We start from the raw sequence: 11,066 nt of genomic DNA on the forward strand, positions 1-11,066 counted from the left end.
GCCGGGCGGGGGATCGGGGGGCACTGGTCCGCGGGTATCTCCGGTATCACCCGCTCCATCCCGCGCCGCCTCCCCGGGGGGTGGGGGGGGGGGGGAGGGCCCGGACCGGGTGCGTCCGCTACCGTGTGCGAATCACTGCACCTGCAGTGCTCACCCGATGTGCCCACCCACACCCAGGGATCCGCCCATGCGCCAGAACCCGCAGCGCCGCGCCGCACTGCTCGACGCCGCCATCGAAGTCCTGGCGCGCGAGGGCTCGCGCGGCCTGACCCTGCGGGCGGTGGACGCCGAGGCGGGTGTGCCCACGGGCACCGCCTCGAACTACTTCGCCAACCGCTCCCAGCTGCTCGTGCAGATCCTGCACCGCACCCGGGAGCGGCTCGTTCCGGGCCCGGCGGATCTCGCCGGCCCGCTGGACACCGAGGTCCTCCTCACCCGGCTCCTGGACCGGATGCGGCGCGAGCGCAGTGTGCACATCGCCATGCTGGAGCTGCGGCTGGAGGGTACCCGGCGCCCCGAACTCCAGGCGGAACTCGCGTCCTTCCAGGGCCTGGAGCTGGAGGCAAACATCAGGTGGCACCTGGACGCGGGCCTGCCCGGGGACCGCCAGGGCGTGGTCCTGATGTACCTGGCGATGCTCGGTCTGATCGTGGACGACCTGACGGCGCCCGCGATGCTGGAGGCGCACTCGGCGCAGGGGCTCATTCGGACGATGGTCGAGCGCCTCCTCCCGGAGAAGCCCGCGGACTGACTATCGTGCCGGTGAACAAGCACCGGCGGGGTGGGGAAACCGTCGGGGGTGCGGACATGGCGGACATCTCAGAGGACGTGCCGGACGGAATCAGGTGGCTGGCCGACTGGGACCAGTGGTTCGCCGGTCTGACCTTCGCCCGGGGCATAGGCCCCGACGAACTCGCCTCGCGGCTCGGCGCGCTGCCGGGCGTGCGCCCCGGCCCGCTGGGCGCGCTCGACGCCTGGAGCATGGTCACCGAGACCGTGGACGGTGACGGCGTGGCCCGGGTCGGCAGGTGGGGCGGCTGGTCCTTCGCCGTCGAACACGGACTGCCGGCCGGAGCGGAACGGCTCGCCGAGGTCTCCCGGGGCGGCGTCGAGGCCGTCCATCTCGATCCGCAGCCCGACCGCCCGCCCAAGCAGTTCGCGTACGCCCGGGACGCCGAACTGGTGTGCTGCTTCGGCCTCGGCGAGGAATGCCGGCGCGGCGGCCACCGGCCGGACCACCTGCTCCCGGAGCTGATCGCGGCCGGGATCCTCACCCCGGACGGCGCGTGCGCCCGCCCGGCCGGCGAACCGGACGCGGACCGCGACCGCCACGCCCTCGCCGTCGTGGAGCGCCGCTTCGGTCTGTCCCTGCCCCGCCACCTGATCGCGGACACCCCGCTCCCGGCGTACGTGACCTGCACACGCTAGGACGACACGACACGGCCGGCCGGTCGTCCGTCCGCTCCGGGGCCGGGATGCGGTGATCTTATGCTCAGGTTGACGCGAGTCCGCTGGTTTTGCGCCCGGTCAGCCACTTTGATGGGTGTGCCAGGCCTCGTACCGGAGCAGGGGGACTACTCATGGGCACCGACCACAGTCAGAAGGACACCACACCCACCCTGATCGGCTCCGTGCAGCGCGCACTGCGCCTCCTGGAAGCGATGTCCGCGGAAGGCGGGATGACGGCGAAACGGCTCGCCCGGCTCACCGGGATCCCCCTGCCGACCGTCTATCACCTGTTGCGCACCCTCAGTCACGAGGGCTACGTGGAGCGCGAGGGAGGGTCTTTCCGCCTCGCGGACGATCTACCGCTCGCTTCGTGATCAAATATCGACGCGTTCCGGCCAAGCTCTCGCACCCTTCCTGGCATGTTCCAGCGGAAAATGCCAGAACGCCCTTTCGTACAGTGGAACTTGAGTAAGTTCCCTCCTGTCGCGCCGCACTACCGTGCACCCAGCACGTCCGGCCGGGAGGGGAGCCCGCGTGCCCGGGATCGACGAATGCCTGCTCGAAGCCATGGCCCTGCCTGGTGCGCGGGGAGCCGCGCTGGTCGACTGGAGCAGCGGACTGGCCCTCGGCACCGCAGGGGAGTCGCCCGTGGGCGACCACGAGACGACCGCCGCCGAGACCGCCGAACTGGCCAGGGCGGCCGCCGAGTACGAGTCCTTCGCCCCGGTGGAGACCGACCCGGCACACGGTGGCGGAGCCGTTCCCTCCGCCGGTTCGTCCGTCGGCTTACCGGCCGGCCCGCCCGTCGAGGATCTGATCGTCACCACCCGCACTGGATACCACGTACTGCGCTTCGTCGAGACGAGCTTCGACAGCAGCGTATTCCTGCACCTGTGGCTCGACCGCGCCGACGGCAATCTCGCCTTCGCGCGCCACAGGCTCCGTGCTTTGGCGGAGGGGCTGGTACTCAGATGACCTCCCCGGCCACCGCCACCGCCACCGCCACCGCCACGGCCGCGAACGCCTTCGCCGCTGTCTCCCCCCTTCTCACCCGACTCGCCGCGGAGCGCGCCACCGGCGCCCTGCTCCGCGACCGCGGCACCCTGTTCCTGGAGGACGGCCGCATCGTGCACGCGGAGAGCCCGGCCACCCCCGGTCTCGACGTACTGCTCACCACCGGCGGCGGCCTCGCCCCCGAGCGCTGGCGCGAGGCGGTGGACCGGGCCGGTGCCCGCCGCCAGGTCGCCCGCTTCCTCGTGGACAGCGGCGGGCTCGCCGACGGAGAGCTGGAGATATGCCACCTCGCCGCCATATTCGACGCCGCCTTCTTCGCGCTCTCCCCGGGCAGCGGTCCCTCCCGCTTCCGCCGCGGGGCCACCCACTGGATCGGCTCCGTCCGTTCCGTTCCCGCCGCCGCCGTCGAACGGGAGACCCGGCGCCGCCGGGACCTGCTCGACGCGGTCTGGCCGTACCCCCTGCTGGACACCTCGCCGGTCGTCCCCCGGGCGGCCGCGCCGGGCCAGACGGTCACCGCCCGGCAACGGACCCTGCTGGCCCAGGCCGACGGCCTGCGCACCCCGGCCGACCTCGCGTGGGTCCTGGGCCGGCCCGCCTTCCACACCCTGCTCGACGTACGGCGCCTCGCGGCGGCCGGACTGGTCGAGACCCCGCACACCCCGGCCCCGCCGCCGGCCGTGGCGCCCCTGCCCGACTGGATGACCGAGGCCCAATCCCCGGACGTGGCGCTGCTCCGCCGGTTACGCGACGCACTGGAGGCAAGTCTGTGAGGCTCCCGCTGCGACCGGCCCTGCGCGCCGACCGCTCCGAGCGTAGGCAGCCCGAAAGGAGTAAGGCCGACATGAGTACGGTGCCCCCCGAGACGGAGGCCGAGATACTCGCCGAGCTCCGCAGACTGCGGGCCCGGGTACCTCAGCTCACCGGCGCCCTCGCCGCGAGTGCCGACGGTTTCGTGCTCGCCCAGGACAGCGCGGCCGCCGAGGCCGAGTCCGTCGCGGCGCTGACCGCCGCCGCCCTCGGGGTGGCCCAGCGGCTGAGCGACTGCACAGGACAGGGCGCCTTCCGTGAACTGCTCGTGCGTGGCGAGGACGGATACGTCGCCACCTACGCGGCGGGCATGGCGGCGGTCCTCACGCTGACCGCCGAGCCCCGCGTCAACGTCGGGCGCCTCCACCTGGAGGCCCGGCGCTCCAGTCTCCGGATAGCCGAACTGATCGACCACACCCTCGGGCGACGGGGTCCCGGAGCCCCACCCGGGTGATTCGCGTTCCGGTCGGCGGCCCGGCCTGACGCGTCCGGCGCGTGCCGCCACAGCCACACCCAGCTACAGCCAGTCACAGTCCCCTCACATCCCAGTCACAGCGAAACGAGAAAGAGGACCCTCTCATGGTCAATGTGGAGACCGCGCTCAAGGAAGCCACCACCACCATCGAAGGCGCGATCGGTGCCGCGCTCGTCGACTACGGCAGCGGCATGGCCCTCGGCACCATCGGCGGCGGCAAGGACCTCGACCTCGCGGTCGCGGCGGCGGGCAACACGGACGTGGTGCGCGCCAAGGTCCGCACGATGGAGATGCTCGGCCTCAAGGACGAGATCGAGGACATCCTCATCACCCTCGGCGGCCAGTACCACCTGATCCGACTGATGAAGAGCCGCGGCAACACAGGCTTCTTCCTCTACCTCGCCCTCGACAAGAAGCGGGCCAACCTTGCGATGGCACGCCATCAACTGAAGAAGATCGAAGCGGACCTGGAGGTCTGACCGGCCCCACCCGGACACGGTCAGGCCCTCTCCCCCGCATCGCCGAAGTGGCGGACGGCTGAATTCTTTGCCGTCCGCCCTGGCGGTTGGCTTCGTATGCCCCATATGGGTGGAGTTTATGACTCTGTTACAGAGTAGGATGCTGTGAGCAGCTGATCATCGACAAAGCATAAAACGCTGGAGAAACCGCCACCCATGCCGCCGCGCCTGAGTATCGTCGTCCCCGTCTACAACGTCGAGCTCTACCTCGACGAGTGCCTGGAATCCATAGCGTCCCAGACCTTCGAAGACTTCGAGGTCATCCTCGTGGACGACGGGTCCACGGACACCAGCGCCGTCATAGCAAAGGCGTTCGCCGCCAAGGACAAGCGCTTCCGCGTCGTGATGCAGGACAACGCAGGCCTCGGTGCGGCCCGTAACGTGGGTGCGCGCCACGCCGACAAGGACAGCGAGTACCTGGCCTTCGTCGACAGTGACGACACGATGCCCGACTACGCCTACCAGCGGCTCATCGACGCGCTCGACGAGACGGGTTCGGACTTCGCGGGCGGCAACGTGAAGCGTTTCCGCTCCGTCGGCATGCAGCAGTCCTGGGGACACCGGGCCGCCTTCGCCCGCACCCAGCTGAAGACCCACATCTCGAAGTTCCCGGCGCTGGTCACCGACCGCACCGCGTGGAACAAGGTGTACCGGCGCAGCTTCTGGGACCGGCACGGCTTCCAGTACCCCGAGGGCATCCTCTACGAGGACGCCCCGGTCAGCATCCCCGCGCACTACTTCGCCTCCAGCGTCGACATCATCAGCGACTGCGTCTATCACTGGCGCGTGCGCGAGACCGGCGAGCGCTCCATCACCCAGCGCTCCACCGACCCGATCTCCCTCATCGACCGCGTGAAGTCCGTACGCCTGGTCCGTGAGTCCCTCAAGGCCAAGCAGGGCGCCAAGTACGCCCGCTACCTGCGCGACTACGACCACAACGTGCTGAGCGAGGAACTCCCGCTCATCTACAAGTACGTCGGCGAGGGCGGCCCCGAGTTCCGCGCCGCGTTCGTCAAGGAAGTCGGCGGTCTCGTCCGCGAGATCGGCACCGGCCCCTGGCCCGACCTGACCGTCGCCGACCGGCTCAAGGCGTACCTGGCCGGCGAAGGCCGCGTCGAGGACTTCATCGCGCTCCAGCACCACCAGCGTGACTACAGCTACAGCGTGCCGGTCAAGGGCCTCGCCCGCCCGCAGGCGGACTACCCCTTCCTGCACGGCCGTCCGCCGGTCCCGGCCAAGATCCTCACCCTCGGCCCGCGCGAGCGCCGCGTCGTCAGCCGCCTGGAGCAGGCGGCCTGGGCCGACGGCAAGCTGCTGCTGCGCGGCTACGCCCTCCCCGGCCACCTCGGCGCGGAGAGCCGCCTCGGTTCCCGCAAGGTGCTGGTCTTCCGTGAGGGGGGCAAGCGCCGGCGCTCCGTCGTCGGCACCCGTACGGTCGCCTCCCCGATGGCCACGGTGAAGTCCCACCACCTGGCCCTGCGGCACGCGGACTGGGCCGGTTTCACGGCCGTCGTCGACCCCTCGATCTTCCAGTCGGGCGGTAAGTGGAACCAGGGCGTATGGACCACATCGATCGCCGTCACCGGAGCCGGGGGGCTGCACCGCGCCCGCCTGCGGGGCGGGGAGAACGACACGGGCCAGAACCCGCCCCCGCACTGGGTGGCCCCCGACGTCCGGATCGTCCCGGCCGTCTCCGGCGCCCTCACCATCCAGGTGGAGATCGTCCGCGCCCGCGCGCTGGACGTCCACGCCGTGGGTGACGACGCCGTCGAGATCACCGGCGAACTCTCCGCCGAGGCCGTCGGATCCACCACGCTGCAGGCCGTCCACGTCACCACCGGCACCGTCCTCTCCTTCCCGCTGCAGACCGCCGCGTCCGGCCCCGACCGGGCCTCCTTCACCGCCCGCGTACCGCTGGCCGACCTGGCCGCCGTACCGGACGCCGCGTGCGAGCCCGGCGAGTGGACCCCCGAGCCCTGGAGCCTCTCGGTCATCGGCCCCGACGGCACCGAGCACCGCATGGTCCACGACGAGCGCGGTGGGTTCGACGGTCTGGTCCTGCCCCTGCCCGGTGAGGACGCGGACCGCGCCCTCTTCGCGAAGCGCGGCAACACCGGCCACCTGACCCTCTCCGTGCAGCCCTCCCCGCCGCTGGTCGACGAGGTCACCGCCGAGGACGGCACCCTCACCCTGCGGGGCCGCTTCGTCGCGCCGACCGACGAGCCGTACGAGTTCGTCCTGCACAACGCCCACGGCATGGAGTTCAGCTACCCCGTCACCCGCGACGGTGACGCCTTCGAGGCCGTCTTCCAGCCCGTGCTCCCGGAGGCGTACGCCGGCCGCACCACGCTCCCCGAGGGCCGCTGGTGGCCGACGCTGCGTCCGGCCGCCCAGGGTGGAACCACCGCGGGACTGCTCGGAGTCGACCGGGGCGCCCCCGTACAGATGGGCCCCGGACTGCTGTTCGCCGGCCCGCACCCGCTCACCGTGCAGGGCCGCCGGATGCGGGTCGAAACCCGCTTCCACGACCGCATGGTGCTGGTCTGCGACCCGCTGATCAGCCCGCACGACCGCTCCCACTACGCGCAGCGCGTCGCCCGTTTCGAGACCTACCCGGCGCAGCGCGCCCTGCCGGTCAAGGACATCGTCGTCTACGACACCTTCCAGGGGCAGGGCGCCGGCGACTCGCCGCGCGCCATCCACGAGGAACTGGTGCGCCGCGGCGAGAAGCTGGAGCACATCTGGCTGGTCCGCGACGGCCACGCGGAGGTCCCCGCGACCGCCCGCGCCGTGCAGTACGGCAGCGTGGAGTCGTGGGAGGTGCTGGCCCGCGCCCGCTACTACGTGACCAACGACAACGTGCCGCAGCGCTTCCAGCGCCGCACCGGCCAGATCGTCGTCCAGACGTGGCACGGTACGCCGATCAAGCAGATCGGCCACGACTTCGTGCACGACTACTACACGAGCCCGGAGATCCTGGAGGGGCTGGCGCACGACAGCGCCCAGTGGTCCCTGCTGGCCTCCCCGAGCTCCTACGCCACGCCCCTCCTCAAGCGCGCCCTCGGTTACGACGGCGAGGTCATCGAGGCCGGCAGCCCGCGTACGGACGCGCTGGTGCGGCCCGACGCGCAGCGGATCGCCGAGGTCCGGCGGCGGCTCGGCCTGCCCGACGGCAAGAAGGTCGTCCTCTACATGCCCACGTGGCGGGAGAACAACGAGGGCTGGTCGGGCGGTTACAAGCTCGACCTGCGCATCGACCTGGACCAGGCCCGCCGCGAGCTGGGCGAGGACCACGTCCTGCTCGTCCGCGGCCACCACCACGTGACGGAGCAGGTCCGCGAAGGCGTCCGCGACGGGTTCGTCATCGACGTGTCCCGCTGGCCCGACGCGGCCGACCTGCTGCTGGTCGCCGATGTGCTGATCTCGGACTACTCCTCCGCGATGTTCGACTTCGCGCACACCGACCGGCCGATCCTGCTCTTCACGTACGACCTGGAGCACTACCGCGACACGCTGCGCGGCTTCAACTTCGACCTGGAGGCGAAGGCGCCGGGACCGCTGCTGGCGGACTCGGCGAGCCTGATCGAGGCCGTGCGCAACGCGGACGCGGTCGGAGCGGAGTACGCCGAGGCGCGGGCGGCGTTCCGTGCCGAGTTCTGCGACCTGGACGACGGCCGCGCCACCGAGCGCGTCGTCGAGCGCATGCTCGCGATGGGCGGGGAGCCCGCCAAGTAGGCCGAACGGGTGAATTGCCGGCTGAATCGCGGACCGGCCCCGGACCCACCGATGAATTTCGGATCCGGGGCCGGTCTGTATGTGAGGGACGGTGTCCACCGTCCATTCACCGGCCCGGAGGCAGAGATGAGCGGAAACGGATTCACCACGTGTCTGTGGTTCGACGGCAACGCGGAAGCGGCCGCCGACTACTACCTGTCCGTCTTCAAGGACGGCAAGATCGGCCGGATCGGCCGGTACACGGAGGCGGGCCCAGGTCAGGCCGACTCGGTGATGGTCGTGGAGTTCGAGATCAACGGTCAGCAGTTCATCGGCCTCAACGGCGGCCCCCAGTTCCCGTTCACCGAGGCGATCTCCTTCCAGATCCGCTGCGCGGACGAGGCGGAGGCGGACTACTACTGGGACGCGCTGACCGGTGGCGGCGGTGAGGAAGGCGTCTGCGGCTGGGTCAAGGACAGGTTCGGTGTGTCCTGGCAGGTCATCCCGCCGGGCGCCATCGACCTGATCGCCGACCCGGACCCGGGGCGCGCCTCCCGGGCCACCGCCGCGATGATGCAGATGAAGAAGCTGGACGTGGCGGAGATGCGCCGGGCGGCGGACGCGGGGTAGGTCGCGGGCCGATGCTGGTGCACGGCCGGTGCGCGGGCCGAGGCACGGCCGGTGCGAGGGCCGAGCCAGGGCCGGTGCGCGGGCCGGGCGGGTCGGACCGCGGGTCAGGACGCGGCGAACCGGGCCAGCAGGGCCGGCAGGGCGGTGCCGATCGGTTCGCGGACGATCTCATCGGCGAGCGGATCGTACGGGGTCTCCTCCGCGTTCACGATGATCAGCCGGGCCCCGGCCGCCGCGGCCATCCCGGCGAGCGACGCGGCGGGCTGCACCTGCAGGGTCGACCCGACGGCGATGAAGACCTGGCAACCCTTGGCCACGGCGATCGCCTGTCCCAGCACCTCGGGGTCGAGCCGCTGGCCGAACATCACGGTCGCCGACTTGAGGATCCCGCCGCACGCCAGGCAGGCGGGATCCGGCTCGCCGGCCGCCACCCTGGCCAGCGCCTCGTCCATCTCCGACCGGGCGTGGCAGGCCGTGCACACCACCGACCGGGCGCTGCCGTGCAGCTCGAACACCTTCCGGTCGGGCATCCCGGCGAGCTGGTGCAGCCCGTCCACGTTCTGGGTGATCACCCGCACCGGGGTGCCACCGCGCTCCAGCTCCGCCACGGCCAGGTGCGCGGCGTTCGGGCGTGCTCCGAGCGCGCCGAGCTCGGCACGCATCAGCCAGGAGCGGCGCCGGATCTCCGGATCGGCCATGTAGTACTCGTAGGTCACGAGCTTCTCGGCTTCGGGTTCCCGCCGCCACAGGCCCTGCGGTCCCCGGTAATCCGGAATTCCGGAGTCGGTGGACATCCCGGCCCCGCTGAACACTGCGACAAGTGGCTTCCCCATGCACCGACCCTACGTACGGGCGCGGGCCGCACGCGAGCCGATTTCCGCATACCGGCGGGAGGGTCGTTTCTGCGGTGAATCCCGACCCCCGCAGGAGTGAGATCCAGGCCCGCCCTCCCGATTCACCGGCCCGGCGGGTACAAGACCGGACATGATGCTCAAGCCGTACCGTCTCGGTGCCCTGCTGCTGACCGTGATCGCGCTGCCGGTCATGCCGTCCGTTCCGGCCTTCGCCGCGCCCGCCGCCGTCGCGGCGAAGGGGCACACCGCTGCCCAGATCAGCGACTTCCTCAGCGGCTTCTACGGTGACCACGGTCCCTCCGCGCAGGACCGGGAGAACCGGGTCTCGCAGATCCTCAAGGAGAGACAGGAGGCCGACGGGGAGGTCGACGTCCTGCTCTGCTCCCCGGAGGAGCCGCAGGACATCAGCATCGGCCCGGTCACCGTCGCCAAGACCGCCTCGGTGGGCTGGGCCACGGTGACCACCCACTGGGCCTCCGGCGACACGGACACCTTCACCGCGTACGTACGACTCGACTCCAGCCCCATCCGGCTCGACGACGTGATCTGCGCGGGCTGAAATCCGTACGGTGATCGACGGGGCCGTTCATAGGGTGGGCGCATGGCTACGACAACCGCGACCACCACCGTCCTCTACTGCCGTGACCCGTTGAACGAGCGCCGGGTCGACGCCCACTTCGCGGCGGAGGCCCGGCAGTTGCGCGCCGCCGGGGGTACCGCCCTGCTCATCGACCACGACGCGCTGCTCGCCGGGGACGCCGAGCGGGCCGTCGCACGCGTTCCGGAGGGGACCGGAGCGGTCTGGTACCGGGGCTGGATGATCCCCGCGGGCCGGTACGCCGCACTGGACGCGGCCCTGCGCCGACGCGGTGGCGCGCTCGTCGTCACCCCGGAGGCGTACCGCCGCGCGCACGAACTCCCCGGCTGGTACGAGACCTTCGCCGGCCTGACCCCGGTCAGCGGCTGGTTGCCGGCGGGGCCGGGCGCGGTCCCGGACCCGGAGGGGCTCGCGGCCCTCGCGGCCGGACTGCCGCCGGGAGCCGCCGTCGTCAAGGACTACGTGAAGTCCCGCAAGCACGAGTGGGACGAAGCCTGCCACGTGCCCGACCTCGCCGATCCGGCCGCCCTGCACCGCGTCGTCGCCCGCTTCGTCGAACTCCAGGGCGAGTTCCTGGCGGGCGGGGTGGTGCTGAGGGCCTTCGAGCACTTCGTCACGCCGGAGGCGGCGGCCGCAGAGGTACGGGTGTGGTGGCGGGACGGGGTGCCCCGGCTGGTCACCGCCCACCCCGACAGTCCGGTCGCGCAGGTCCCGCAAGCATGCGAGTCGGCCCTCGAACCGGTCCGGGCGGCCGTCGAGGCGCTGGGCTGCCCCTTCGTGACCACCGACCTCGCCCTGCGCGCGGACGGGGTCTGGCGGGTCGTCGAAGTAGGGGACGGCCAGGTCAGCGACCTCCATCGGGAGGCCGATCGGGCCGCGTTCAGCTGTCTCCTGACGGCCGATCCGGCACCGCTGCGCACTCCGGACCCATCTGGTACAACACCGGCATGACGGGATTCGAGATCGGCGGCGCGAGCGCCGCCGACATGAAGCTGATCCGTGAC

12 protein-coding genes are annotated in these 11,066 nt (G+C 71.5%); 11 read left to right on the top strand and 1 reads right to left on the bottom strand.

Annotated features, from left to right (window positions below):
* The first annotated feature begins 187 nt into the window (after positions 1-187).
* From ACWGIU_RS16485 to ACWGIU_RS16525, 9 genes are all read left to right on the top strand, one after another.
* Positions 188-751 (top strand): TetR/AcrR family transcriptional regulator, encoded by a 564-nt coding sequence (locus ACWGIU_RS16485; RefSeq protein ID WP_453706399.1) that lies wholly within the window; start codon positions 188-190, stop codon positions 749-751.
* Positions 752-807: 56 nt separating this feature from the next.
* Complete coding sequence (locus ACWGIU_RS16490; protein ID WP_453706400.1) at positions 808-1,428, top strand: DUF6461 domain-containing protein; 621 nt, start codon at positions 808-810, stop codon at positions 1,426-1,428.
* Between the two features lie 152 nt (positions 1,429-1,580).
* Positions 1,581-1,823 (top strand): helix-turn-helix domain-containing protein, encoded by a 243-nt coding sequence (locus tag ACWGIU_RS16495; RefSeq protein ID WP_453706402.1) that lies wholly within the window; start codon positions 1,581-1,583, stop codon positions 1,821-1,823.
* Between the two features lie 160 nt (positions 1,824-1,983).
* Positions 1,984-2,424, top strand: coding sequence for a hypothetical protein (locus ACWGIU_RS16500; protein ID WP_453706404.1), 441 nt, complete (start codon positions 1,984-1,986; stop codon positions 2,422-2,424).
* Entirely contained in the window at positions 2,421-3,236 is an 816-nt protein-coding gene (locus ACWGIU_RS16505; RefSeq protein WP_453706406.1) for a transcriptional regulator, read from the top strand. The genes ACWGIU_RS16500 and ACWGIU_RS16505 overlap by 4 nt, the downstream gene beginning before the upstream one ends.
* A gap of 71 nt (positions 3,237-3,307) precedes the next feature.
* The gene (locus tag ACWGIU_RS16510; protein ID WP_453706408.1) at positions 3,308-3,727 is read left to right on the top strand and encodes a roadblock/LC7 domain-containing protein; all 420 of its coding nucleotides are present in this window, start codon (positions 3,308-3,310) and stop codon (positions 3,725-3,727) included.
* Between the two features lie 125 nt (positions 3,728-3,852).
* A complete protein-coding gene (locus ACWGIU_RS16515; protein ID WP_453706410.1) occupies positions 3,853-4,227 on the top strand; it encodes a hypothetical protein in 375 nt (124 codons plus the stop codon).
* A 195-nt stretch (positions 4,228-4,422) separates the two neighbouring features.
* Positions 4,423-8,001, top strand: a complete 3,579-nt coding sequence (locus ACWGIU_RS16520) for a bifunctional glycosyltransferase/CDP-glycerol:glycerophosphate glycerophosphotransferase (protein ID WP_453706412.1) — start codon at positions 4,423-4,425, stop codon at positions 7,999-8,001.
* 126 nt (positions 8,002-8,127) lie between these two features.
* A complete protein-coding gene (locus tag ACWGIU_RS16525) occupies positions 8,128-8,610 on the top strand; it encodes a VOC family protein (protein WP_453706414.1) in 483 nt (160 codons plus the stop codon).
* A 104-nt stretch (positions 8,611-8,714) separates the two neighbouring features.
* On the opposite strand, the gene ACWGIU_RS16530 is transcribed toward ACWGIU_RS16525, so the two are convergent.
* Positions 8,715-9,443 (bottom strand): SIR2 family NAD-dependent protein deacylase, encoded by a 729-nt coding sequence (locus ACWGIU_RS16530; RefSeq protein WP_453706416.1) that lies wholly within the window; start codon positions 9,441-9,443, stop codon positions 8,715-8,717.
* Between the two features lie 151 nt (positions 9,444-9,594).
* Here ACWGIU_RS16530 and ACWGIU_RS16535 point away from each other — a divergent pair, with 151 nt between their 5' ends.
* Both ACWGIU_RS16535 and ACWGIU_RS16540 read left to right on the top strand, forming a co-directional pair.
* On the top strand, positions 9,595-10,023 hold the full coding sequence (locus ACWGIU_RS16535) for a hypothetical protein (protein WP_453706418.1): 429 nt from the start codon (positions 9,595-9,597) through the stop codon (positions 10,021-10,023).
* Between the two features lie 42 nt (positions 10,024-10,065).
* Positions 10,066-11,013: an ATP-grasp domain-containing protein gene (locus ACWGIU_RS16540; protein WP_453706420.1), complete on the top strand. Its 948-nt coding sequence runs from the start codon at positions 10,066-10,068 to the stop codon at positions 11,011-11,013.
* The last annotated feature ends 53 nt before the right edge of the window (positions 11,014-11,066 follow it).

The organism is Streptomyces sp. NPDC054840, assembly GCF_053611065.1.

What these genes read in the sequence shown, in the direction of transcription:
- ACWGIU_RS16485 (WP_453706399.1), top strand. Translation starts at nt 188, where the DNA reads ATGCGCCAGAACCCGCAGCGCCGCGCCGCACTGCTCGACGCCGCCATC.
- ACWGIU_RS16490 (WP_453706400.1), top strand. Translation starts at nt 808, where the DNA reads ATGGCGGACATCTCAGAGGACGTGCCGGACGGAATCAGGTGGCTGGCC.
- ACWGIU_RS16495 (WP_453706402.1), top strand. Translation starts at nt 1,581, where the DNA reads ATGGGCACCGACCACAGTCAGAAGGACACCACACCCACCCTGATCGGC.
- ACWGIU_RS16505 (WP_453706406.1), top strand. Translation starts at nt 2,421, where the DNA reads ATGACCTCCCCGGCCACCGCCACCGCCACCGCCACCGCCACGGCCGCG.
- ACWGIU_RS16510 (WP_453706408.1), top strand. Translation starts at nt 3,308, where the DNA reads ATGAGTACGGTGCCCCCCGAGACGGAGGCCGAGATACTCGCCGAGCTC.
- ACWGIU_RS16515 (WP_453706410.1), top strand. Translation starts at nt 3,853, where the DNA reads ATGGTCAATGTGGAGACCGCGCTCAAGGAAGCCACCACCACCATCGAA.
- ACWGIU_RS16520 (WP_453706412.1), top strand. Translation starts at nt 4,423, where the DNA reads ATGCCGCCGCGCCTGAGTATCGTCGTCCCCGTCTACAACGTCGAGCTC.
- ACWGIU_RS16525 (WP_453706414.1), top strand. Translation starts at nt 8,128, where the DNA reads ATGAGCGGAAACGGATTCACCACGTGTCTGTGGTTCGACGGCAACGCG.
- ACWGIU_RS16530 (WP_453706416.1), bottom strand. Translation starts at nt 9,443, where the DNA reads ATGGGGAAGCCACTTGTCGCAGTGTTCAGCGGGGCCGGGATGTCCACC.
- ACWGIU_RS16535 (WP_453706418.1), top strand. Translation starts at nt 9,595, where the DNA reads ATGATGCTCAAGCCGTACCGTCTCGGTGCCCTGCTGCTGACCGTGATC.
- ACWGIU_RS16540 (WP_453706420.1), top strand. Translation starts at nt 10,066, where the DNA reads ATGGCTACGACAACCGCGACCACCACCGTCCTCTACTGCCGTGACCCG.